We start from the raw sequence: 23,542 nt of genomic DNA, 5'->3' as shown, positions 1-23,542 counted from the left end.
AACCCTAATACCTTTCGAATAAGCTCACACAAAGGCACAAAGACTCCGCGTTTTAGCCCTGTCAATGATGGCTCGTCGCCCTTATTTGAAAGGTATTGCCTCTCACCCCTCACCCCTCACCTCTCACCCCTCACCCCTCACCCCTCACCTCTCACCCCTCACCTCTCACCTCTCACCCCTCACCTCTCACCCCTCACCTCTCACCCCTCACCCCTCACCTCTCACCCCTCACCCCTCACCTCTCACCTCTCACCTCTCACCCCTCCCCTCTCACCCCTCACCCCTCACCCCTCACCTCTCACCCCTCACCCCTCACCCCTCACCCACGCCCGCCACTCATTGGCGAGTTCGTTGAGCGAGGCGCCGTAGACGCCCTGGTAGTCCGCCGAGCCGGGTTCGCGTCCACGCCCGCTGATATACAGCGCATGCAGCTTCTCCATGCCATCACGCTCGATCAGAAAATCAACGAATGACGCCCACAACTCGTAGGCGATGTTGTCGCCGTAGCGTTGAGCCTGCAACAGACGCAGCGGCACGCCGGAGTCGCTGATCTGGCGCGCCCGTTCCCTCCAGTTCTCGACGCCATACTTCGCCAACCACGGCGGACCGGTGATCCAGGTTGCGAGTCCTTCCAGCAGGATGATGTCGGCACGTTTCTGGACGTCGTCACCGTATCGCTGCGCCTGGAGGTGATGTGCCAGTTCGTGCGAAGCAACCACCAATGCGCGTTCGATCTCTTCGTCGGGTCGGTAGTACACTTCGGCGCGCCCTTCCTCGGTATACGCAATGCCGCGTGTGTCTTTCGACGGCGCCAGCGAAGGGCGGTAGAAGGCAATCGATACTCGCTGCTGCAATTGAAATTCAAAGCGCTCCTCATTGCCGCGCAGGAGTTCTTCCAGGCGCGGGGCGATCGCTGCTACCTGCTCCGGCGTGAACGTGCGCAGGCCAACATACACATCCAGGCGGCCGGTCTGAGCAACGCGCGTCCCCCGCATTGGCGGACCGTCGCCGGCAATGAAGGGCGCCGGAGCGATCGCCTCAGCCACAAGCAGCGTCTGTTCCGTGATACGTATCTGAGGGAGCGTGGTCGCTTTGCGCGTTGCAACCGGAAACCGGATCTGCCGAAGCGCCGTCTTTGCCGGCGGAGGCGCCGCCTGTTCGATGCGAAAGAGATGTGGGAGATCGATGGCTGGTTCGATAAAACGCTCGTCCGAGGGTTGGACAGTCAGGCTGGCAAGAGAAACGACAGCGAAAACGAGCGCCACAATGTGAGTGACGAGACGCGGCATGGCGTTTCCTTTTCCAGGACGACGATCCGGGTCATCCTGAAGTGTGCGCAATCGCGTACTATTCCTGGTAAGTACTTGTTTTTCTGCGACCTCTCACAGAGCGATCAACCAAAACCTGGACAATCAAGGGAGTGGCTGACGTCGGCTTCGACAGGCTCAATCAACATCAGCCGCAGAACGGCCGACACGGGTAATGATTGCGCCCTAACATCTGATTGATGGCTCTATCAGGTACCACATGGTTGATTTTTTGTCAAACGTCGTGTTCATTGTAACTGTTCACAGTTGGGGGAAACGATGCCGCCGGTCACCCAAAACGGGGGTTCGGGGGCAGCCCCCGAAAAGAAAAAGCGGCGGCGGAATGGCTTCAGCAAGCGCCAACGCACGGCGCCCCGCCGTCCCGGGCGCCGCATCTAGCGCCTGCACTCCCGGAAAGAGCGTGAACAGTTACTGTTCATTCGGCAGCGGCTTCACCCGATTGCATTTGTCGTTGTCATCTGCTACTATCACTCCCGGTTCGGTCAGACTGCCAACATGAGCAGCGGTTCCTCCGCCGTTGCACCCGGCCGACGGCGCTATCAGCACGCAGGCGATTGAGCAATGCACACACGTGATCCTTCGTCCGTTCGTCAACGTCCACGTATATGGACTGATGTTCGCCTGCTGTCGGAAGCGGCAGCGGTGCTGGAGGCGCACGCTGAGGTGGCGGCAGGTGGTGATCCGGCGACTTTACCTGGCAGCGCAGCAGCGATTATCAGCGCGCTGGTCAACGCCGATGGCGCGTGGATGGAGCGGGCCGGCGCGACATTGCTGGCAATCGCCCGTCCTGGCATCGGCGTGGACAACATCGACCTCGAAGCCGCGACCGAACGAGGTATTCTGGTGATCAACACTCCCGACGGTCCCACCGAGAGCACGGCGGAGCATGCGGTTGCGTTATTGCTGGCGCTGGCGAAGCAGGTCGTTGCTGCTGATCGTCGTCTTCGCACCGAAGGATGGAGCGCCGCGCGGCTGCGCGGAGTCGAGGTGCGTGGCAAAACGTTGGGGATTGTCGGTCTGGGGCGCATCGGGCGACGGGTGGCGCAGATCTGTCGTCAAGGTCTGGCGATGCGCGTGGCGGCATACGACCCGCACGCGCCTGCTGAGACGTTTGCGGCGCTGGATGTCGTGCAGGCGGAAACGCTGGACGAACTCCTGCCGCAGTCGCAGTTTCTGACGTTGCACTGTGCACTGACGCCGGCGACGCGCGGTTTGATTGGCGCGCGGGAACTGGCGCTGCTGCCGGCAGGCGCCTTCCTGATCAACGTTAGTCGCGGCGCGGTGATCGATCACTCCGCGCTGGTCGAGGCACTGACCACCGGGCATCTGGCCGGCGCCGGTCTCGATGTCTTCGACCCGGAACCGCTTCCCGAAGACCATCCGCTCCTACGGTCGCCGCATGTCATCCTGACGCCGCACGTCGCGTCGTATACCGACGATGGCGTGCGCGCGATGCACCTCGGTATCGTGGAACAGGTCGCGCATTTACTGCGTGGCCAACGTCCGCCGCATATCGTCAACCCCGAAGCCCTGCCCGGGCGTCTGGCGGAGATGAACCCATGAGCAACGATACCAGACCTTTTCAACTGATCGCCCTGGATCTCGACGGCACCGTTATCGACCATGATCTGCACATTCATCCCGACGTGCGCGAAACGATCGCCGCAGTGCAGGCGCGCGGCATTCACGTCACGCTGGCGACGGGGCGCATGTTTGGCGCCGCACTGCCGTTTGCGCGTGAACTCGATATTCGCACGCCGATCATCTGCTACCAGGGAGCGCTGGTGCGTCACCCGCTCACCGGCGCTACGCTCTACCACGCGGCGATGCCCGCCGGTCTGGCAGCAGCAGCGGTGCGCAAACTTCTCGACGCCGGCATCTTCGTCATTGCCTGCATCGACGATATTCACTACATCGCGGCACATCGAACAGAACTCGAACTCTATCTCGCCTTCCACCCCGAAGGGACGGAGATCGTCGTCACTCCCGATCTGGATCGCCTGGTGGCGCATACGCCGCCAACCAAACTGCTGTTCGTCGCCGATCCGCCGGTAGTCGAGCGTGAACTGGCGCGCCTGACCGCCCGCTTTGGTGCTACACTGGCGATTGTTCGTTCGCACGCCATCTTTGGCGAACTGACTGCGCCGCACGTCAGCAAGGGGAATGCACTGGCCGCCCTGGCGCAGTCGCTGGGGGCGCCGCGTGAAGCAGTCATGGCGATTGGCGATCAGGAGAACGACATCTCGATGATTACCTGGGCAGGGCTTGGGCTGGCGATGGGGAATGCGACACCGGCAGTGCTCGCACGGGCGCACGCCGTGCTGCCGCCGGTCAGCGAGGCTGGCGTTGCCCACGCGCTCCGGCGCTATGTCTTGGATTGCACGTCCTGGACCTATCCGCTATAATGTCGAGCGTTTTCATGCCATGAAAAAGGCTGGCATCGCCATGCGGCGCCAGCCCGAGCGATCAGCGCAATCGCATTTAGCGCGCCCGATACATCGTGCGCAGGCATTGGGTGCATACCTTGATCTGCACGTTCTCGCCATCGACCATAATCGTCGCCTTCTGCACATTCGGCTTGAACGTGCGATTGGTCTTTGGCGCGCGCCGCGCCCAGCTCCCCGACGCTTTGTGCCGGATGTTGCGCCCAAAACTGACGCTCTTGTTACACACCATACACTTTGCCATATCAGCCTGCTCCCCCGGCTTTGCCGGGAATATCACAACGTCGTTGACACACTAGCAAGAAACTATACCATATTCCAATGCCAGGCGCAACTGTATGAATATTGTGAACGACTCAGCCACAACCAGCAGGATGCCCGCAGGTCGCGTTCTGATCGCGCCGCGCGCCATCGCGTCGATTGCCGCCGCTGCTGCGCGGCGCACCGACGGCGTCGCCGGCCTCGCCGATCCGCAGGGTCCGCCGCTCATCCTTCCGCCGGGTGACGAGCGCCGCGGCATCGAGGTGCATGTGCATCAGAATACGCTCGAAGTCAATGTGTACCTGATCGTCCGTACCGGCCGACCAATCGCCGATGTGGCGCATGCCGCACAATCCGCCGTGCGCGCCGCGCTCTCGTTCGCGCTTGATCTTCCCGAACCGACGGTCAATATTCGGGTGCAGGGAGTGGGAGGACGATGATGACCGACACGTGGAATGGCGAGCATCTCCTGGAGGCGCTGCGTGCCGCGGCGCGCGATCTGGAGCGGCACGCGGCATCGCTCAATGCGCTGAACGTGTTTCCGGTTCCCGATGGCGACACCGGAACGAACATGGCGCTGACGTTGAGCAGCGCATTGAGCGACATTACGCCCCATCCCTCGTGCAGCGCGGTGGCGGAACGGGTTGGCTACTGGGCAACCATGCGCGGGCGCGGCAATTCGGGCATCATTCTGTCGCAGATATTGCGCGGTGTGGCAACGGCGCTTGCCGGGCATCACCTGATGAGCGGGCGTGAACTGGCGGCTGCCCTGGCGCACGGCAGCGCCCGCGCCTACGAAGCCGTGCTGCGTCCGGTCGAGGGCACCATGCTGACGGTCATCCGCTGCGCTGGCGAGGCGGCGCAGCGCGCTATTGCTGCGGGTGAAGCATCGTTGAGCGCCGTGCTCGATGCAGCGGTGCGTGAGGCGCGCACCGCAGTAGCGCGCACACCGCAGTTGCTGACCACCCTGCGCGATGCAGGCGTGGTCGATGCGGGCGGGCAGGGTTTGCTGGTGCTGCTCGAAGCGTTGCTGCGCTACGCCCGCGGTGAAACGGGCGTGGCGCATGCACCGGCGGCAACGCCGGCGGCGATCGTTGACGAACACGCGGGGAGCGCGGGCTACTGCACGAGTTTTGTCCTTCTTCACGCGACCGCGTCGCTGGATACGCTCCGGCGCGTCTTCGCGGCGCTGGGCGACTCGCTGGTGGTTGCCGGCGATCACACCCTGGTCAAAATACATCTGCATACCCCACGACCGGGAGATGCGCTCAATCAGGCGCTCGAGTTTGGCGCCCTCGATCAGATTGAGGTGGTCAACATGGACCTGCAGCGCGCGGCACGCGATGCGGGTGCGGCGCTTGCTGACATTCGACCGGATCCTCAGCCCGACGAGAACGCCGGCCTGCACGCTGCGCTTGGCATCATCGCGCTGGCGCCGGGCGCCGGATATGCGGCAATCCTGCGCGACCTGTGCGCCGATCTGGTGCTGGAAACAACCACGCCGCCGACTATCGACGAGTGGCGCACAGCCTTTGAGCGTCTGCCACAGCCGGATGTCATCGTGTTGCCCAATGATCCGCAGGCGGCGGAAACTGCGCTGGCAGCCGCATACCAGATCGGCAGGCGCATCCACATCGTGCCGGCGACTTCGCCGCCCCAGGGCGTCGCCGCGTTGCTGGCGCTGAACTTCCAGGCGGATGTCGATCAGAATGTTCAGGCGATGATGGCAGCCGTAGAACCGGTGCGCGTCATCACCTTCGATGAGCAACAGTGCAACGCGATAGAAACGTCTGCAGAAGCAACGCAAGGTGCGTATAATGTGTGCTATGTATTGCACCAGATCGGGGCGAACGCCGCCGAGGTCGCCACGCTCTACTATGGACAGGCGGTTGATCGCGCATACGCGGAGCGGCTGGCGCAGGAGATCGAGGTTGCTTTCCCGATGCTGCACGTCGAGGTCTATGCCGGCGGGCAGCCAGGCGGCGTGACCATTGCCCTCGAGTAACTGCCGGGCACTGCCAATGTATGAGGTGAAACGAAAAACGTATGGCAAGCATCAAAATTGTTACCGATAGTTCCAGCGACATTCCTCTGAGCGTTGCGCACGAATTAGGGATTGAGATCGTCCCGCTGCAGATTGTTGTCGGCAATCAGAGTTACCGCGCCGGTCTCGACATTACTGCAGAGCAGTTTTATCAGGCAATGCAGGAGAATCGCACGCAGATTGCGGTACAGCCGTCGCCGATGACGACCTTTGAGCAACTGTACCGCCGCCTGACGCTGGAATATGAGTACATCTTCTCGATTCATCTCTCCAACCGTGTCGTGCCGAATTATCACGTGGCGCAACAGGCGCGTAGTCGCCTGCCAGCGTCATCGAGCCGGGTGGAAATGATCGACAGCAAATTGCTCTCGATGGCGCTCGGCATGGTCGTGGTGCATGCGGCGCGCGCCGTGCGCGATGGCGCAACCCCCTATGAAGTCGCACACCTGATCAATCTGCTGATCCAGCACTGCCACCTGGTCTTCTTTGTCGATACCATCGAATATCTCGAACACAGCGGGCGGCTGGCGCTGGCAACGACGGTCCTCGGCTCGATGCAGCGCATCAAGCCGCTGCTCCTGATCGACGACGGCGAAATCGTGCCTTATGAGCGCACCCGCACGCGCGCCAAAGCCATCGAAGGGTTGTATACCTTTATTGAGGATTTTCCGCGCGTTCGTGAGGTGACGGCGCTGTATGCGACGACGCCGGAAGATGTCGAGAAGTTGCTGGAAAAGGTCGATCCGATCTTTCCCCGTGATCGGGTGCAGGTTGCACAGTTTGGCCCCGGCGTCGGCGCGTTCCTTGGTCCCGGCGCTATGGGCGTGGCGGTTTTCGAGGGGATCGACTGATGCCATCGGTCAAGATCGTCGTCGACTCGACAGCCGACATTCCCGCCGATGTCCGTGCGGCATACCATATCCACGTCGTTCCTGTGCTGTTGCACCGTGGGGGAGAAACGCTGCGCGACGACATTGACATCAGCCGCGATGAGTACTATCGCTGGATCGCCGAACACGACGAACTGCCAACAACGTCGGCGCCGTCGGTTGGAATGTTCGAGGAGACATTTCGCGCGCTGACCCGTGATGGCAGCGCGGTGCTGTCGCTCAGCGTCGCTGCTGGTTTGAGCGCCACGTACAGCGCTGCGGTTCAGGCGGCGCGCCTGGTTGAGGATGCACGCATCGTCTGCGTTGACAGTCACTCGATTGCCATGCCCATCGCGTACCTGGCGCTCGCCGCTGCGCGCCGTCTGTCGCAAGGCGCAACGCTCGATGAGGCGGTTGCACTGGTGGAACATCTGCGCGATCAGACCGTTGCGTATGTGGCGCTCCAGACATTGCGCTATCTGGAACGTGGCGGACGTATCAGCCGTACCCGCGCATTGCTCGGCGCCTTGCTCGATGTGAAGCCGATCCTGGAAGTGCGCGACTCGCAGGTGCTGCCGGTCGAGCGGGTGCGCACCTGGCGTCGCGTCCCGATGCGCTTGCTGGAACTGGCGCGGGCGCGCGGTGCGTACCAGGAATTGAGCGTCGTCTACACCACTGACCGCACCGACGCCGAATCGCTGGCGGATGCCTGCGCCAACGCAGGGTTACTCGTCCGCGACCGTATTCGCACCGTGCAGATCGGCGCCGTGCTGGGCACGCATATGGGTCCCGGAGCGCTCGGCATCACCGGTCTGCTCACTTCATAGTCTATCCGAAAAAGTTCGTTGAGCAGGCGAAGGCATGGCCCTCGCCTGCCCGGCCGCACGTCAGCGCGGCAATGTTTCGGATAGCCTGAGATGACCGTATGGACGGCAAAGACCAGATCATTCGCCTGGGCAAACTGCTGGCGGAGGAACAGCGCCGTGGCTGTGACGATAGCACCGTTGACGGCGGTCTGGAGCGTTTCCTGGTCTCCTGGAGGATGGAAGCCGGCATGGCGCTGCGCTACGAGCCGGTGCAGCAGGCGCTCGAATTGCTTGCCGGCTACGCGCTCCTTGACCAGCCGACGCGCCGCGCGCGCGTCGGCATTGCGCTCGAAAGTCTGCGAGCCTTGTTTCGGGCGCAGCCGGCGCCGCAGCCCACACCGGCGCCCTCGTCAACGCCGCCGCCGCGCGCGCCAACCCGCCGTTCTTCTCGTCCCGATCCTGCGGCGCGTCCGTTGACGCCTGATGCGCCGATCGACGATGCGCCGGGCATCACGCGCCAGATGGTGCAATCGTTCCGACGCCTCGGCGTGCGCACGGTGCGCGATCTGCTCTACCACTTCCCGCATCGCTACGACGATTTCACCTCGCACAAAACGATCGCCGAACTGCAACCGGGCGCGGTTGAAACCATCATTGCCGAAGTGCTGGACGCGCGCACCCTGCCGATGAAGAGCGGCGGTTCGCGGCTTGACATCCTGGTCGGCGATGACACCGGCACGCTCAAGGTGGTCTTTTTCCGGCAACCCTGGCTGGCACAACGCTTCCTGGCGGGGACGAAGGTGGTCCTGAGCGGAAAGATCGGCGTCTACGACGGATTGCGCCAGATGGCATCGCCTGAATGGCAACCCTTCACCGATGACGATATGATCCACGTCGGGCGCCTGGTGCCGGTTCACCCGTTGACCCGCGGGCTGGTTGAACGCAGCGCGCGCGCGTTGATCAAGCAGGTGGTGGATCGCTGCGCCCCGATGCTGGAAGACCATCTGCCGCCGGCGGTGCGCGAACGAACAGGGCTGATGCCGCTGTCGGAAGCGATTGCGCAGATCCACTTCCCCGACAACCACGAGAAACTCGAACAGGCGCGCCGACGCCTTGGCTTCGACGAGTTTCTGTTCATTCAGCTGGGCGTCCTTCGACGCAAAATGCTCTGGCAGGCGCAGCGCGGCTATGCCATCATCCGCCATGACGACGTGCATGAAGCGTTTCTCCGGCAATTGCCGTTCGAGTTGACCGGCGCGCAGGTGCGCGCCATCGAAGAAATCATCGCCGACATGGAGCGCCCCGTGCCAATGGCGCGCCTCTTGCAGGGTGATGTCGGCAGCGGCAAAACCGTCGTTGCTGCGGCAGCGGCGCTTCAGGTCATCGCAGCCGGCTACCAGGCGGCGCTCATGGCGCCGACCGAAATCCTGGCAGAGCAGCACTATCGCGGTCTGCGCGCACTGCTCAGTAAAGTGCCGGTTCCCCGCGAGCAACGCCACGCGCCAGAGGAAGACGGCCTCGACCCGGAGCAGCGTGAGCGCCTGGAAGAGATTCGGCGCATTCTCGGCATGAACGGCGACGATGACCTCGACGGGCGCGGCGTGCGGGTGGCGCTGCTCACCGGCAGCCTCGGCGCGAAAGAGCGACGACGGGTGCTGGAAGGGATTGCGCGCGGCGACATCGACCTGATCGTCGGCACGCACGCGCTGATTACCGAACGTGTGCAGTACGCCGCGCTTGGACTGGCAATCGTCGATGAACAGCATCGCTTCGGCGTCGAACAGCGGCAGCGCCTGAAAGATAAAGGGTACAACCCGCATATGCTGGTGATGACCGCGACCCCGATTCCACGCACGCTGACGCTGACCATCTACGGCGACCTGGACGTGTCGCTGCTCGACGAACTGCCGCCAGGGCGCCAGGAGGTCAAGACGCGCTGGATCACCACGGTCGAACGCGAAAAAGCCTACCGCCACATCCGGCGTGAAGTCGCCAAAGGACGCCAGGCATTCGTCATTTGTCCGCTGGTCGAAGAGAGTGAGAAGGTCGATCTGCCCTCCGCCGAAGAAATGCACGCGACCTTGTCGCGCGAGGTCTTTCCCGATCTGCGGGTGGCGCTGATCCACGGCAAGATGTTGCCGCGCGAGAAGGACGCCGCCATGATCGCCTTCCGCAACCACGAATATGATATTCTGGTCGCTACGGCGGTTATCGAAGTTGGCATCGATGTCCCCAACGCGACCACGATCCTGATCGAAGGCGCCGAGCGGTTTGGTCTGGCGCAGTTGCACCAGTTCCGCGGGCGCGTCGGGCGCGGGGTGCATCAAAGTTACTGCATCCTGGTCTGCGACAAAGAGCAGAATGAGGTGACCCGCCAGCGCATGGAGGCGATGGAGTCGATCAGCGACGGCTTCCGCCTGGCGGAGATCGATCTGCAACTGCGTGGCCCCGGCGAGTTCTTCGGCATCCGGCAGAGCGGCACGCCCGACCTCAAAGTGGCGCAGTTGACCGACGTGCGCCTGCTTCAGACGGCATACCGTGAGGCGCACGCTATCCTGGCGGACGACCCGCAGCTCGAACGCCCTGAACATGCACGCTTGCGCTCGAAAGTGGAAGAGTTCTGGGTCGAGACGTTGCAGGCGGGTTAGAAAGCGCGCAGGGTATTGACATCCACCTTCCCACTCTCTGCGCCCTGGCGTCTTGGCGTTGACCCGAAAACGCGAAGGCGCAAAGGCGCAGAGGGGGCAGGATGCTCGCAAAGGGAGCGCTTTGTCTTCCCCCTCACCCCCCTGCCCCCCTCTCCCGACGTGGGAGAGGGGGGAAACACTCCCCTCCCCCTTTATGGGGGAGGGGTAGGGGGTGGAGGAACAGCAGGCAACCGTGCCCCCTCACCCCCCTGCTTCGCTGATACAGGTACAGAAAACACACCTTATCATAATATTGGTACAATTGTATGAAGTGTCGTCGCTCTCGTGGAGCAAACCGAACCCATGCCGATGAACCTCGAAGATGTGCGTCCTGGCGCAACCATTCGCGGCATTCTGCCCGATGCGCCTGTCACCGTGGAGCGTGTGACGTACCACGGCTCCGACACGCTGACGTTGCTGTACCGCACCCCGGATGGAAGCGTCGCCGAGGAGCTGCTGTTTCGCAGCGATGAACCGCGCCTCGCCATGGTTGAGCAGGGCCGGCCATGGAGTTTCGATGGCGACGGCGCGCTCTTTCGCCTGGTCGCCGAAGCGCAGCGCATTCGCCTCGCCTATCTCTTCGATCCGTTGCTCGCCGTGCATACCTCGCTGGTCGATCCGCTGCCGCATCAGATTACCGCCGTCTACGAGGCGATGTTGCCGCGCCAGCCGCTGCGCTTCCTGCTTGCCGACGATCCCGGCGCCGGGAAGACGATTATGACCGGACTCTTGATCCGGGAACTGATGGAGCGCGGCGATCTCAAACGCTGTCTCATCGTCTGCCCCGGTGCCCTCGTCGAGCAATGGCAGGATGAGTTGGCGCAGCGGTTTCATCTCCCGTTTGAGATTCTGACCAACGACGCCCTCAACGCTGCGCGCACCGGCAACTGGTTTTTGGAAAACGATCTCGCCATTGCGCGACTCGACAAACTGGCGCGTGATGAGGACGTCCAGCAGAAACTCGCCGCCCCCGACAATCGCTACGACCTGATCGTCTGCGATGAGGCGCATAAACTGTCGGCCATCTTCTTCGGCGGCGAAGTGAAGTACACCAAACGCTATCGTCTCGGCCAACTCCTCGCCACGCTCACGCGCCACTTTTTGCTGCTGACCGCGACTCCGCACAACGGCAAAGAGGAAGACTTCCAGCTCTTCCTCGCGCTGCTCGACGGCGACCGCTTCGAGGGGCGCTTCCGCGACGGGGTGCATCAGACGGATGTCTCGGACTTGATGCGCCGCATGGTCAAAGAGCGCCTCGTCACCTTCGACGGACGCCCGCTGTTCCCGGAACGCATTGCGTACACCGTTCCGTATCGGTTTTCCGAAGCGGAAGCGCAGTTGTATCACGACGTCACGAACTATGTGCGCGAGGAGTTCAACCGCGCCGATGCCTTGAACGACGACAAGTACGCGGGAACGGTGGGCTTCGCGCTGACCATTCTGCAACGGCGGCTCGCCTCCTCGCCCGAGGCGATCTACCAATCGTTACGCCGGCGCCGTGAGCGCCTTGATCGGCGATTACGCGAACTGAACCTGCTCCAGCGCGGCGCTGCGGCGGCGAGCGCCGCCGCGCTGCGCGGACCGGCGCTCGACCCTGACGATCTGGACGACCTCGAAGAGGCCCCAGAGGACGAGGTTGCGGCGACCGAAGAAGCGACTCTCGATCAAGCCACGGCTGCGCGCACCATTGCCGAACTCCAGACCGAAATCCAGACCCTTGCCCGCCTCGAGGCGCTGGCCGCCACGGTGCGGCGCAGCGGCGAGGACGCCAAATGGCGCGAACTGTGCAACGTGCTCGACGAGATCTTTACGCCGGCTGCGTTCGTCGCCAGCGTGCGCGAAGCCGACTCGCCCCCCTACGCTGCCGGTTCCATCGCCAAACCAACCCCTTCGCCGCACCACAAGCTGGTCATCTTTACCGAACACCGTGATACGCTCACCTATCTCGCCGAACGCATCCGCGACCGCTTTGGTCGCCCGGACGCCGTGGCGACGATCCACGGCGGCGTCGGGCGCGAAGAACGGCGCAAAGCGCAGGAAGCGTTCCTGCACGACCCCTCGGTCCATGTCCTGGTTGCGACCGATGCCGCCGGCGAAGGGATTAATCTGCAACGCGCCCACCTGATGGTGAACTATGACCTGCCGTGGAACCCCAACCGTCTCGAACAACGGTTCGGGCGCATTCATCGGATTGGACAGACCGAGGTCTGCCATGTGTGGAATCTCGTTGCGATGGAATCACGCGAGGGCGATGTCTACCGCCGCTTGCTCGAGAAACTCGATGATGCGCGGCAGGCGCTTGGCGGCAGCGTCTTCGATGTGCTCGGCAAGGTGCAGTTCGAGGGCCGGCCGTTGCGCGACTTGATGATCGAAGCCATTCGCTACGGCGACCGACCGGAGGTGCGCGCGCGCCTGTCGCAGATGGTTGACCAGGCCGTGGACGCCGACCGGCTCCGCACGTTGCTCGAAGAGCGCGCATTAGCGCACGATGTCATGGATACCAGCCGCATCGCCCGGGTGCGCGAGGACATGGAACGCGCCGAGGCGCGCCGGTTGCAGCCGCATTACATCGAGTCGTTCTTTCTCGAAGCGTTCACCCGGCTCGGCGGGCGAATCCGCCAGCGTGAGCCGCGTCGCTACGAAGTGGCGCACGTCCCGGCGTCGGTGCGCAACCGCGATCGCCAGATCGGGAAGGGCGGCGCGGTTCTGCCGCGCTACGAGCGCATCGTCTTCGAGAAGTCGCTCATTGCGCCTCCCGGTCAACCGCTGGCCGCCTTTGTCTGTCCGGGACACCCGCTGCTCGATGCGACGCTCGACCTGATCCTCGAACGCCATCGCGACCTCCTCAAACGCGGCGCCGTGCTGGTGGACGAGCACGATCCCGACTCGGCGCTGCGCGTGCTCTTCTTCCTCGACCATGCCATCCAGGACGCAACCGTGATCCCTTCCGGCGACGCGCTGAGCGGGGCGCAGCGCGAACGCCGCACCATTTCGCGTCGTCTGCTCTTCGTCGAGATGGACGCGGACGGGAACACGCGCCGTGTGGGATACGCCCCGTATCTCGACTATCGCCCGCTGCGCGATGATGAACCCGATCCCGCCGCCATCCTCGCCCGCCCCGAACTGGCGTGGATCACGCGCGATCTCGAACAGCAGGCGAAAGACGACGCGATTGCTCATATCGCGCCTGACCACGTGGCCGAGGTGCGGAACCGTCGACTCGCGTGGATCGAAAAAACCCGCATAGCCGTGCGGGATCGCCTGACGAAGGAGATTGCGTATTGGGATCACCGGGCGGAAGAACTCAAACTCCAGGAACAAGCGGGCCGGGCTGGCGCGCGGCTCAACTCGCAGGAGGCGCGCCGCCGCGCCGACGACCTGGCAGCCCGGCTCCAACGCCGTCTCGCCGACCTCGACCGCGAGGCGCAGATATCCGCGCTGCCGCCGGTCGTGATCGGCGGGGTCGTCGTCGTCCCGCTCGGGCTGATTGCCGCAATGACCGGGCGATCCATCGCCGAGACCGCTGCCGACACCCAGGCGTCCGCCGCGCGCGCCCGCGCCATCGTGATGGACGTCGAGCGCCGCCTTGGCTACGAGCCGGTGGATCGCGAAGCGGAGCGGCTCGGCTATGACATCGAAAGCCGGACCCCCGGCAGCGGCAAGATCCGCTTCATCGAGGTCAAGGGACGCATTGCTGGCGCCGATACGATCACGGTGACCAGGAATGAAATCCTGACCGCCCTCAACAAACCCGATGCCTACATTCTCGCCATGGTCGAGTTTTTGCCGGACGGCGGACACCGGGTGCGCTACCTGCGTCGCCCCTTCCGGCGCGAACCCGACTTTGGCGTCACGAGCGTGAATTACACCTTTGCCGAACTGCTTGCCCGTTCTGAGGAGCCGCGATGACCCAGCGCAAAAAACTGATCGAAGTCGCGCTGCCGCTCGCCACGATCAACGAAGAAGCGGCGCGCGAGAAGTCCATCCGCCATGGTCATCCCAGTACGCTCCACCTCTGGTGGGCGCGCCGCCCGCTCGCTGCGGCCCGCGCGGTGATCTTCGCTCAGATCGTGGACGACCCCGCCGCCGTGCCGGAGGAGTTTCCCACGCCGGCGGCGCAGGAGCGCGAACGCCGTCGCCTGTTTCGCCTGATCGAGGAGATGGCGCGATGGGAAAACACGACTAACGAGCGCGTTCTTGATGAAGCGCGCGCCGCCATGCGCCGCTCGTGGGCGCGGGAATGCCTCGGAGCCGCCGTGGTCGCCCGCATGCGCGACGACGAGATCGCCGCGCGCATGGCGGACGGAACCATCCCGCCGCTGCTGGCGTTTCACGATCCCTTTGCCGGCGGCGGTTCGTTGCCGTTGGAAGCGCAGCGGCTCGGCCTCGTCGCCTACGCCAGCGACCTCAACCCGGTGGCGGCGCTGATCAACAAGGCGATGATCGAGATTCCGCCGCGCTTTGCCGGATTGCCGCCGGTGAATCCGGCGGCGCGGGCCGACCGCCAGCTCTTTGCGCGCGAATGGCGCGGCGCGCACGGGCTGGCCGAGGATGTGCGCTATTACGGGGAGTGGATGCGCGCTGAAGCGCAGCGGCGGATCGGGCATCTCTATCCGCCGGTTGTTGTGACGCCGGAGCTGGCGGCGGACCGGCCCGACCTGCAGCCGCTGATTGGCCAACGGCTCACGGTCATCGCCTGGCTGTGGGCGCGCACGGTCAAAAGCCCCAACCCCGCCTTCGCCGGCGTTGATGTGCCGCTGGCCTCGACCTTTGTGCTGTCGAGCAAGCCGGGTAAAGAGGCGTACGTGGACCTGGACCTGGGAGCGCGGGCTTCTAGCCCGCAGGGTTGTAGTGCAGGCGAGACGCCTGCGCTCCCAGGGACGCCTGCGCTTCCGGGGACGCCTGCGCTCCCGGATTACCGCTTCACCGTCAAAGTCGCCGGCAACCCCGACTTCGACCGCGCCGCGTATGAGCGGGCGAAGAACGGCACAAAACTCGCGCGCGGGGCGAACTTTCAGTGTGTGCTGTCTGGGGCCGTTATTAATGACCCATACATCAAAGCCGAGAGCATGGCCGGACGGATGGGGGCGCGCCTGATGGCGATCGTTGCCGAAGGACCGCGTGGCCGCCTCTACCTGCCGCCGACGCCGGAGCATGAAGCGATTGCCCGCAGCGCGCAGCCGGAATGGAAGCCGGACACGCCGTTGCACGGCAAGGCTCGTGATCAGATGCCATTGTACGGCATGGAGACGTTCGCCGACCTCTTCACCCCGCGCCAGCTCGCGGCGCTGACGACGTTCGCCGACCTGGTCGGCGCGGCGATAGAGCGGGTGAAGGCTGATTACCTGGGCGCGCAAGCATCCCTGGGCGCGCAAGCATCCCTGGGAGCGCAGGCGTCCCTGGGAGCGCAGGCGTCCCGCCTGCATGAAGCGTCCCACGACGAACCCACCTGGCGCTCGCGCGGCTACCTCCCCCACTGGGAAGCTGGCGAACGCCCACAGCACATTATCTTCCGCCTTCACGACAGCCTGCCGACCCACGTTCTCGAACAATGGACGACGGAACTTGCCGCGCTACCCGACGATCAGCGCGATGTCGAGCGGCGCAAGCGCATCGAAGCCTACCTTGACGCCGGCTATGGCGCTGCGTGGCTGCGCGATCCACGGCTGGCCGAAATTGTCGAATCCGCCTTGCTCCACTTTGACGGCGAACGCTACCGGCTGCATGCCTGGTGCATAATGCCCAATCACGTCCACGTCGTTGTCACGCCCATGAACGGGTTCACGCTCTCGTCGCTGCTCCATACGTGGAAATCCTTCACCGCAAAGGAGTGCAACCGCGCGCTTGGGCGTGAGGGGGAGTTTTGGATGAAGGAGTACTTTGACCGGCTGATCCGTAACGCGGAGCACTTCCGGCGCGCTGTCGCGTACGTGGAAGAGAACCCGGTGAAGGCAGGGTTGTGTGCGCAACCGGAAGCGTGGCGGTTTAGCAGCGCGTGGCATGGGACAAGGGCGGAAGGGCAGGCGGGACGCCTGCGCTCCCAGGGGCGCCTCAGGGGCGCCTGCGCTCCTTGGAAGATGACGACATTCCCCTCCGCGACGGCGGCTGCGGCGCGACGGCGTATGCCGAGGCGGTCGGGGTGTACTTGGCGTTTGCGGTTGACCGAATGGCGATGACGGGGAACAGTCTTGTGCGGTGGAACGGAGTTGGTGAAAAGGCACAGCATTGCTTTGGTCGCCAGGCGCTCCCAATGATTTGGGATTTTGCCGAGCCAAACTTCCTTGGGAAAGCGACTGGCAGTATCGATGCCGCAATCTTTTACTCCTGCGATCCGCTTAACTGGATGCCAGCAATCGTTTCGGGTTCAAGCAAACAGGAAGATGCAGCCACCCTGTCAAGTTCTTATTTGAGGATCATCTCCACCGATCCGCCGTACTATGACAACATCGGCTACGCCGACCTGTCGGACTTCTTCTACGTCTGGCTGCGCCGCGCCTTGAAGCCGGTCTTCCCCAACCTGTTCGCCACCGTCGCCGTTCCCAAGGCTGAGGAGTTGGTGGCGACGCCGTACCGCCACGGCAGTAAACAAGCGGCGGAGCGGTTCTTCATGGAGGGGATGACGAAGGCGTTACAGAACCTCGCTGCGCAGGCGCATCCGGCGTTTCCGGTCACGATCTACTACGCCTATAAGCAACGCGAAAACCTGGGAGACCTGGGAGACCTGGGAGCGCGGGCTTCCAGCCCGCGCTCCCAGGGACAGAGACGCCCGCGCTCCCAGAGACGCCCGCGCTCCCAGGGATTTCCAGCACCGGCTGGGAAACCTTCCTCGAAGCGGTCATCCGCGCCGGCTTCGCCATCACCGGCACGTGGCCCATGCGCACCGAACTCGGTAATCGGCAGAACGCGATGGAGACCAACGCCCTTGCCTCAAGCATCGTGCTGGTCTGCCGGCCACGCCCAGCTACCGCCCCGATTGCCACCCGCCGCGAGTTCATTGCTGCGCTGAAGGCCGAGCTGCCGCGCGCGCTTGCCGAGTTGCAGCAGGCCAACGTTGCGCCGGTGGACCTCGCCCAAGCCGCCATCGGTCCCGGCATGGCGGTCTTCTCGCGCTTCGCCGCCGTGCACGACGCGACCGGTCGGGCGATGCCGGTGCGCGAGGCGTTGGCGCTGATCAATCAGACGCTCGATGAGACGCTGGCCGAGCAAGAAGGGGATTTCGACGCCGAAACGCGCTGGGCGCTGGCATGGTTCGCGCAGCACGGCTTCGCCGAGGGTGATTTCGGCGCGGCCGAGACGCTCTCGAAAGCCAAGAATACCAGCGTGGAAGGGATGGTCAGCGCCGGCATCGTGGAGTCGAAGCGCGGCAAGGCGCGGCTGCTGGCCGCATCGGAGCTGCCCGCCGATTGGAACCCGGCGACTGATCCACGGCTCACCGTTTGGGAAATGACCCACCACCTCATCCGCGCGCTCAATACCGGCGGCGAGCAGGCGGCAGCGGCCCTGGTCGCTAGGCTCGGCAGTCGGGCCGATATTGCCCGCGAGCTGGCCTACCGGCTGTATAGCATCTGCGAGCGCAAGCAGCGGTCCGCCGAGGCGCTGGCGTATAACGGGTTGGTGCAGAGCTGGTCGGAAGTTGTGCGGTTGGCGGCTGAAACGTCGGCCGTGCGCAGCGAACAGACAACCTTTCTGATCTGATGGAGGCATCCTGTATGGCACTGACGAATCACGAACGAGTCGGGAAGGGGCTGGAGCTGTTGCGGGCCGGCTTGGCGCCCTTTGTTGACCGCGAGGTTGAAGCGGCGCTGCGTGCCGGACGGATCACCCGCGACTCGCTGCAACGCTTTCTCGACGATCCGCAGCTCGGCAAGAAGCCGCTGGCTGAATGGGACGCCAGCGGTCTGCTGCGCCTGATGTGGGACCTGTGGAATGATGTCTTCCGCCAGACCCTTGGCTTCAGCGAGCGGAGTCTGGTCAGTGAGCTGCGCGAGTGGCGCAACAAGTGGGCGCATCAGGCGACGTTTTCGAGCCGCGACGCCGAACGCGCGCTCGATTCGATGGCGCGCTTGCTCACCGCCATTTCCGCGCCGGAAGCCAACGAAATTGACCGCCTGCTGCTGGAGTCGCGCCGGATTACGTTCGAGGAACAGGTGCGCGGCGAGAAGCGCAAAGCCGGCGGCTCGCTGATCGAGGCCGCCGCCACCGGCACGCTCAAGCCGTGGCGCGAGGTCGTCACCCCGCATCCCGACGTGGCCAGCGGCCGCTATCAACAGGCCGAGTTCGCCGCTGACCTCTGGCAGGTGCATCTTGGCCAGGGCAGCGACGAATACCGCGATCCGGCCGAGTTTTTCCGCCGCACCTACCTCACTGCCAGTCTCAAGCGGCTGCTCATCGGCGCGGTGCAGCGCCTGTCGGGGCAGGGCGGCGATCCGGTGGTGCAACTCCAGACCAATTTCGGCGGCGGCAAAACGCACTCGATGCTGGCGCTCTACCATCTTTTTTCCGGCGCATCGCCGAGCGCGCTGGTCGGGATTGACGCGCTGCTGGCCGAAGCCGGCGTCCAACAGCTCCCCACAGTGCGGCGGGTGGTGTTGGTCGGCAACAAAATCTCGCCCGGCAATCCCTCGCGTAAGCCGGACGGCACGGTCGCGCGCGCGCTGTGGGGCGAATTGGCGTGGCAGTTGGGCGGACCGGCGGCGTATGCCCGCATCGCGCAGGATGATGAACGGGCAACCAACCCCGGCGATACGCTGCGCGCGCTCTTCAACGAATACGGCCCCTGCCTCGTCCTGATCGATGAGTGGGTCGCGTATGCGCACCAATTGCACGACCGCAACGATCTCCCCGGCGGCAGCTTCGAGACGCAGTTTACCTTCGCCCAGGCGCTCACCGAGTCGGCCAAACTGGCCGACCGGTGTCTGCTGGTCATCTCGTTGCCGGCGTCGGACACCCAGGCCGACGATGTGGAGGTCGGCGGGCTGCGCGGGCGCGAAGCGCTTGATCGGCTGCGCAACGTCGTGGGGCGCGTCGAGTCGTCGTGGCGACCGGCCAGCGCCGAGGAAGGGTTCGAGATCGTGCGCCGACGGTTGTTCCAGCCGATCACCGATCCGGAGGCGTTCAAGCAGCGCGATGTGACCGCCCGCGCCTTCGCTGACTTCTACCGCGCGCACAGCGCCGAGTTCCCGCCCGAATGCAAAACTGGCGAGTATGAACAGCGGATCAAAGCGGCCTACCCGATCCACCCGGAAATCTTCGACCGCCTCTACGCCGATTGGTCGACCCTGCTCAAGTTCCAGCGCACGCGCGGCGTGCTGCGCCTGATGGCGGCGGTGATTCATAGCCTGTGGGAGAGCGGCGACCGCAGTCCGCTGATCCTTCCGGCAACCATCCCGATGGACGACGCGCGAGTGCAGTTTGAGCTGACGCGCTACCTCTCGGACAACTGGACGCCGATTATCGAAAAGGATGTGGATGGTCCGAACGCGCTCCCGCTCACGATCGACGCCGAGCAGCCAAGCCTCGGCAAGTTCAGCGCCACACGGCGAGTGGCGCGGACGATCTATCTCGGTTCGGCGCCGACGGCCGGGACAGCCAACCGCGGGCTGGAAGACCGGCGCATCAAGCTCGGCAGCGTGATGCCGGGCGAGACGCCGGCGACGTTCGGCGACGCGCTGCGGCGGCTGGCGGCGACGGCGACCTACCTCTATCAAGATGGCGCCCGCTACTGGTACGCCACCCAGCCGACCGTCACGCGGCTGGCGGACGATCGCGCCGAGCAACTGAAACGCAATCCCGACGCCGTCGCCCATGAGATGGAACAGCGGCTGCGCGACGCGCTGCGCGATCGCGGCGGGTTTTCACGCATTCACCTGTTGCCGCGCACCGCCGCCGATGTGCCCGATGATCGCGATGCGCGGCTGGTCGTGCTTGCTCCCGAACAGTCGTACCGCAAAGGATCGGTCGGCGGCAGCGCCGCTGAAGAAGCCGCGCGCCTGATCCTCGAATCACGCGGCTCAGCCCCACGCCTGTACCGCAACGCGCTCGTGTTCCTCGCCGCCGATGCCATGCGATTGCACGATCTTGAGGAGGCCGTCCGTCAATTCCTGGCGTGGCAATCCATTCTTGCCGAGAAAGAGAACTTGAACCTCGATCCGCATCAGGCGCGACGGGCAGAGACGCAGAAACAAAGCGCGGAGAGTACGGTGATGACGCGCCTGCCCGAAACGTACCAGTGGCTTCTCGTCCCGCAGCAAGAAACGCCGCAGTCGCCGATCACCTTCGAGGCCATCCGTCTTTCGGGGAACGAGCCGCTGGCCGTGCGCGCCGGCAAGAAACTCCGCAGCGATGAATTGCTGGTGACATCACTTGGCGCAACGATGCTGCGCCGGTATCTTGACCAGGTTCCGCTGTGGCGCGGCGATCACGTCTCCGTGCGGCAACTGGTCGAGGACTTTGCAAGCTACCTGTACTTGCCGCGTCTTGCCGGTCCTGACGTGCTGGTGCGCGCCATCCAGGAAGGAGTCGGACTCTTCACATGGGAGACCGAGACCTTTGCCTACGCCGAGGGGTACGACGAGGCGACGGGTCGGTATCAGGGGCTGCGCGGCGGACAATCGGCGACCATCACTGCCGACAGCGCCGGTCTGCTCGTCAAGCCGGACGTGGCGCGACAACAGATGGCGGCGGCGGCAATGGTCGCTGCGGCGTCTCCTGCATCGCCGGCAGTGAGCATCTTTGGGACGACTGGAACCGATGCGTATCGCTCCATCACGCCGGCAGTCCTTGCGGACGCTCCTGCGCCGCCGACCGTCCAACCGGCGATGCCGCGCCGCTTTTATGGTTCCGTCCCCCTCGACCCAGCCCGTGTTGGTCGTGATGCCGGGCGCATCGCCGAAGAGGTGATCGCGCATCTGGTCAGCGAGCCGGATGCAGCAGTGAAGGTTACGCTCGACATCGAAGCCCGTCTCCCCAACGGGGCGAGCGAGCGGATCGTGCGCGTTGTGACCGAGAACTGTCGGGCGTTGAAGTTTACCGATCACGGGTTTGAGACCGAGTAGCCGGCGCCCTGGGATAAAGAGCCGATTGAGATTTAGTGAAAATTAGTGTAATATAGAGCATGCAGCCCTGCTCTGATACCAATGGCGGCGCAGCGTCTATCTCCGCCTTGTAAGGCTTCCAGATGCGTTCCAAGACCGACATTCCGGGCATGGATCGCCCAATCGAAGAATATGTCGAGCGTTGGCGCCGTCGCCAGGCTGGTGCAGGCGAACGCAACCGGCGACTGGCGCAGCAGGCGCGGCATGACGCCGAACGCATCGCAGCCATGCTGCGTGCGAAGTTCGACGCCACTCGCGTCGTGCTCTTTGGTTCACTGGTCACCGACCGCTTCGCCGCCAACTCCGATATCGATCTGGCAGTGGATGGTCTTGCGCCTGCTGACGACGTCCGTGCGCTGGCAGAAGCCGGCAAACTGCCAGTCGATCTGAAACCGCTTGGTGAACTGTTTCCACGCGTTCGCAATCGTGTGCTGGCGACAGGGGAAGAACTGTGACGATGCAAGCGATGTCACCAGAACGGTTATGCAGCGTGGCAGCCGATATATCCACAGCACTCGAGCGGTTACAACGTCTGTCAGAAGATATTGCATGTGTACACGCAGAAATCGCGCGCGATCCAGGGCACGCCAGGCTGTTCTACGAAAATCTCGCGCTCAAGCTGCTTTCAGACGGTAGCCGCAGAACTGAATGGCGCGCCGCCGGGCGATGCGCTGAGCGAGTCGAAGCGCGGCTTCGACCAGCATCGGCGGTTGCTCAAGCGTATGGGCGTAGCCTGGGGCGACCGTCCCGCCGTCCTGTCCGGCGACAGCATTGATGGTCTGCGCGAATTCCTGGCGTTTCGCCACGTTGTGAGAAATCTCTACGGTTTCGAGATCGACGAAGAGCGGATTGAACGCCTGATTGCACGCTATCCGGTTGACTGAAGTCAGGTCGCCGCCGATTGCCGGCAATTCGTCGCCTGGTTGGAGATGCTCGCTGACCGGTTATCCGCAAACTGAGGTTGCACCACTGCTCCGCACTGTTCGTTTGTCGGGTTCATAGCGCCATAGAACGCATGTTGTCCGCCGTGGTTGTCTGTGCTTATCGGTGAATATCGAGGCTTCAGGCTCGTTGTGTGTGGAAAAATCATAGGAGGGAATGATGCCGCGAGTGATCGTGTTCGATGTGAACGAGACGTTGTTGGACATGCGCGCGCTCGATCCGCTGTTTACGCGGATGTTCGGAGCTGCAAGCGCGCGCCAGGCATGGTTCAACCAGGCACTTCAGTCGGCGTTTGTGACCACCATTACCGGAGAGTATGTGAACTTTACGAAGATCTGGACGACGGCGCTGGAAATGACGGCTGCGCGGTATGGAACGCCGCTGTCGGCGGATGACTGCACCGCCGTGCTCGATGGCATGCGCACCTTGCCCCCCCACGCCGATGTTCCGGCGGCGCTGGAGCGTCTGCGCTCAGCCGGTTTGCGGCTTGCGGCCTTGACGAACTCGACCGAGGAAGTGGCGATGATGCAGTTGAGCAATGCGGGTCTTGCTCGTTTCTTTGAGAATATCTTTTCCGCCGACATCGTGCGGCGTTTGAAACCGGCGCCGGAACCCTACGAATATGCCGCAGTTCGCCTCAATGTGCCGATTGGGCGCATCCGCATGGTGGCGGCGCACGCCTGGGATATTGCCGGAGCATCGCGCGCCGGGTGCGCCATCGCCTTCCTTGCGCGTCCGGGCATGGTGCTCGATCCGCTCATGCCACGCCCCGACATCATTGGCACCGATATGGCGGAAGTGGTCGATCAAATCCTGGCGACCGAGCGCCCATCATAACGTTGGATGCCCCTCCCGCAGGCTGGCGAAATACGAATGTTCGGTCCGCAAGCGCCTATCTGGAAAAGCTGGTTGGGCAGGCGCAGGCAATGCCTGCGCCTGCCCGGTCGCACTTCAGGCGGCGATTTTTCGGATAGGCTCGTAGTCCAGCACCCGCGCCCTCTTTGAGGTGTTGCGGCATCAGACGCCTTACTCTTCCATCTGCCGCACGCGCTGCGCCAGTGGATCGTC

At 63.9% G+C, this 23,542-nt stretch carries 18 protein-coding genes; 15 read left to right on the top strand and 3 right to left on the bottom strand.

All coding sequences use genetic code 11. From position 1 onward, the window contains the following. Nucleotides 1-305: 305 nt before the first annotated feature. Together AC3EA7_RS02155 and AC3EA7_RS02150 are read right to left on the bottom strand one after the other, a co-directional pair. Entirely contained in the window at nt 306-1,289 is a 984-nt protein-coding gene (locus AC3EA7_RS02155) for a hypothetical protein (protein WP_488612380.1), read from the bottom strand. A 447-nt stretch (nt 1,290-1,736) separates the two neighbouring features. Beyond that, entirely contained in the window at nt 1,737-1,895 is a 159-nt protein-coding gene (locus AC3EA7_RS02150; RefSeq protein WP_488612379.1) for a hypothetical protein, read from the bottom strand. Between AC3EA7_RS02150 and AC3EA7_RS02145 the strand changes: the two genes are divergently transcribed. Then, nucleotides 1,890-2,891, top strand: coding sequence for a hydroxyacid dehydrogenase (locus AC3EA7_RS02145; RefSeq protein WP_488612378.1), 1,002 nt, complete (start codon nt 1,890-1,892; stop codon nt 2,889-2,891). The two genes, AC3EA7_RS02150 and AC3EA7_RS02145, sit on opposite strands and share 6 nt — an antisense overlap. Next, nucleotides 2,888-3,733 (top strand): Cof-type HAD-IIB family hydrolase, encoded by an 846-nt coding sequence (locus AC3EA7_RS02140; protein ID WP_488612377.1) that lies wholly within the window; start codon nt 2,888-2,890, stop codon nt 3,731-3,733. The genes AC3EA7_RS02145 and AC3EA7_RS02140 overlap by 4 nt, the downstream gene beginning before the upstream one ends. A 76-nt stretch (nt 3,734-3,809) precedes the next feature. Here the strand turns inward: AC3EA7_RS02140 and AC3EA7_RS02135 are convergent, their stop codons facing one another. Beyond that, nucleotides 3,810-4,016, bottom strand: coding sequence for a bL28 family ribosomal protein (locus tag AC3EA7_RS02135; protein ID WP_488612376.1), 207 nt, complete (start codon nt 4,014-4,016; stop codon nt 3,810-3,812). 94 nt (nt 4,017-4,110) lie between these two features. Between AC3EA7_RS02135 and AC3EA7_RS02130 the strand changes: the two genes are divergently transcribed. The 13 genes from AC3EA7_RS02130 to AC3EA7_RS02070 all read left to right on the top strand — a co-directional run bounded on the left by AC3EA7_RS02130 (nt 4,111) and on the right by AC3EA7_RS02070 (nt 23,311). Further along, the gene (locus AC3EA7_RS02130) at nt 4,111-4,473 is read left to right on the top strand and encodes an Asp23/Gls24 family envelope stress response protein (RefSeq protein ID WP_488612375.1); all 363 of its coding nucleotides are present in this window, start codon (nt 4,111-4,113) and stop codon (nt 4,471-4,473) included. Next, complete coding sequence (locus AC3EA7_RS02125) at nt 4,470-6,038, top strand: DAK2 domain-containing protein (protein WP_488612374.1); 1,569 nt, start codon at nt 4,470-4,472, stop codon at nt 6,036-6,038. Before AC3EA7_RS02130 ends, AC3EA7_RS02125 begins: the two co-directional genes overlap by 4 nt. 41 nt (nt 6,039-6,079) lie before the next feature. Then, nucleotides 6,080-6,928 (top strand): DegV family protein, encoded by an 849-nt coding sequence (locus AC3EA7_RS02120; RefSeq protein ID WP_488612373.1) that lies wholly within the window; start codon nt 6,080-6,082, stop codon nt 6,926-6,928. Then, nucleotides 6,928-7,773, top strand: a complete 846-nt coding sequence (locus AC3EA7_RS02115; protein ID WP_488612372.1) for a DegV family protein — start codon at nt 6,928-6,930, stop codon at nt 7,771-7,773. The genes AC3EA7_RS02120 and AC3EA7_RS02115 overlap by 1 nt, the downstream gene beginning before the upstream one ends. Before the next feature lie 98 nt (nt 7,774-7,871). Then, nucleotides 7,872-10,400 carry an ATP-dependent DNA helicase RecG gene (recG, locus tag AC3EA7_RS02110; RefSeq protein ID WP_488612371.1) on the top strand — a complete coding sequence of 843 codons (2,529 nt, stop codon included), beginning with the start codon at nt 7,872-7,874 and terminating at the stop codon, nt 10,398-10,400. Between the two features lie 342 nt (nt 10,401-10,742). Then, complete coding sequence (locus AC3EA7_RS02105; RefSeq protein WP_488612370.1) at nt 10,743-14,348, top strand: helicase-related protein; 3,606 nt, start codon at nt 10,743-10,745, stop codon at nt 14,346-14,348. Next, on the top strand, nt 14,345-16,615 hold the full coding sequence (locus AC3EA7_RS02100) for an REP-associated tyrosine transposase (protein ID WP_488612369.1): 2,271 nt from the start codon (nt 14,345-14,347) through the stop codon (nt 16,613-16,615). Before AC3EA7_RS02105 ends, AC3EA7_RS02100 begins: the two co-directional genes overlap by 4 nt. Nucleotides 16,616-16,689: 74 nt before the next feature. Beyond that, nucleotides 16,690-17,445 carry a hypothetical protein gene (locus AC3EA7_RS02095; RefSeq protein WP_488612368.1) on the top strand — a complete coding sequence of 252 codons (756 nt, stop codon included), beginning with the start codon at nt 16,690-16,692 and terminating at the stop codon, nt 17,443-17,445. Beyond that, the gene (locus AC3EA7_RS02090; RefSeq protein ID WP_488612367.1) at nt 17,346-18,134 is read left to right on the top strand and encodes a hypothetical protein; all 789 of its coding nucleotides are present in this window, start codon (nt 17,346-17,348) and stop codon (nt 18,132-18,134) included. The genes AC3EA7_RS02095 and AC3EA7_RS02090 overlap by 100 nt, the downstream gene beginning before the upstream one ends. A 14-nt stretch (nt 18,135-18,148) precedes the next feature. After that, entirely contained in the window at nt 18,149-21,493 is a 3,345-nt protein-coding gene (locus AC3EA7_RS02085) for a Swt1 family HEPN domain-containing protein (protein ID WP_488612366.1), read from the top strand. 122 nt (nt 21,494-21,615) lie between these two features. After that, nucleotides 21,616-21,987 carry a nucleotidyltransferase family protein gene (locus tag AC3EA7_RS02080; RefSeq protein ID WP_488612365.1) on the top strand — a complete coding sequence of 124 codons (372 nt, stop codon included), beginning with the start codon at nt 21,616-21,618 and terminating at the stop codon, nt 21,985-21,987. A 96-nt stretch (nt 21,988-22,083) separates the two neighbouring features. Then, complete coding sequence (locus AC3EA7_RS02075) at nt 22,084-22,416, top strand: ribonuclease toxin HepT-like protein (RefSeq protein WP_488612364.1); 333 nt, start codon at nt 22,084-22,086, stop codon at nt 22,414-22,416. A 214-nt stretch (nt 22,417-22,630) separates the two neighbouring features. Continuing rightward, nucleotides 22,631-23,311 carry a haloacid dehalogenase type II gene (locus tag AC3EA7_RS02070; protein WP_488612363.1) on the top strand — a complete coding sequence of 227 codons (681 nt, stop codon included), beginning with the start codon at nt 22,631-22,633 and terminating at the stop codon, nt 23,309-23,311. Nucleotides 23,312-23,542 lie beyond the last annotated feature (231 nt).

Source organism: Roseiflexus sp. (assembly GCF_057785375.1).
The sequence above is the reverse complement of the archived record's forward strand: the minus strand, read 5'-3'. Positions and strand labels throughout refer to the sequence as shown.

What these genes read in the sequence shown, in the direction of transcription:
- AC3EA7_RS02155 (WP_488612380.1), bottom strand. Translation starts at nt 1,289, where the DNA reads ATGCCGCGTCTCGTCACTCACATTGTGGCGCTCGTTTTCGCTGTCGTT.
- AC3EA7_RS02145 (WP_488612378.1), top strand. Translation starts at nt 1,890, where the DNA reads ATGCACACACGTGATCCTTCGTCCGTTCGTCAACGTCCACGTATATGG.
- AC3EA7_RS02140 (WP_488612377.1), top strand. Translation starts at nt 2,888, where the DNA reads ATGAGCAACGATACCAGACCTTTTCAACTGATCGCCCTGGATCTCGAC.
- AC3EA7_RS02135 (WP_488612376.1), bottom strand. Translation starts at nt 4,016, where the DNA reads ATGGCAAAGTGTATGGTGTGTAACAAGAGCGTCAGTTTTGGGCGCAAC.
- AC3EA7_RS02130 (WP_488612375.1), top strand. Translation starts at nt 4,111, where the DNA reads ATGAATATTGTGAACGACTCAGCCACAACCAGCAGGATGCCCGCAGGT.
- AC3EA7_RS02125 (WP_488612374.1), top strand. Translation starts at nt 4,470, where the DNA reads ATGATGACCGACACGTGGAATGGCGAGCATCTCCTGGAGGCGCTGCGT.
- AC3EA7_RS02120 (WP_488612373.1), top strand. Translation starts at nt 6,080, where the DNA reads ATGGCAAGCATCAAAATTGTTACCGATAGTTCCAGCGACATTCCTCTG.
- AC3EA7_RS02115 (WP_488612372.1), top strand. Translation starts at nt 6,928, where the DNA reads ATGCCATCGGTCAAGATCGTCGTCGACTCGACAGCCGACATTCCCGCC.
- recG (WP_488612371.1), top strand. Translation starts at nt 7,872, where the DNA reads ATGGACGGCAAAGACCAGATCATTCGCCTGGGCAAACTGCTGGCGGAG.
- AC3EA7_RS02105 (WP_488612370.1), top strand. Translation starts at nt 10,743, where the DNA reads ATGCCGATGAACCTCGAAGATGTGCGTCCTGGCGCAACCATTCGCGGC.
- AC3EA7_RS02100 (WP_488612369.1), top strand. Translation starts at nt 14,345, where the DNA reads ATGACCCAGCGCAAAAAACTGATCGAAGTCGCGCTGCCGCTCGCCACG.
- AC3EA7_RS02095 (WP_488612368.1), top strand. Translation starts at nt 16,690, where the DNA reads ATGATTTGGGATTTTGCCGAGCCAAACTTCCTTGGGAAAGCGACTGGC.
- AC3EA7_RS02090 (WP_488612367.1), top strand. Translation starts at nt 17,346, where the DNA reads ATGGAGACCAACGCCCTTGCCTCAAGCATCGTGCTGGTCTGCCGGCCA.
- AC3EA7_RS02085 (WP_488612366.1), top strand. Translation starts at nt 18,149, where the DNA reads ATGGCACTGACGAATCACGAACGAGTCGGGAAGGGGCTGGAGCTGTTG.
- AC3EA7_RS02080 (WP_488612365.1), top strand. Translation starts at nt 21,616, where the DNA reads ATGCGTTCCAAGACCGACATTCCGGGCATGGATCGCCCAATCGAAGAA.
- AC3EA7_RS02070 (WP_488612363.1), top strand. Translation starts at nt 22,631, where the DNA reads ATGATGCCGCGAGTGATCGTGTTCGATGTGAACGAGACGTTGTTGGAC.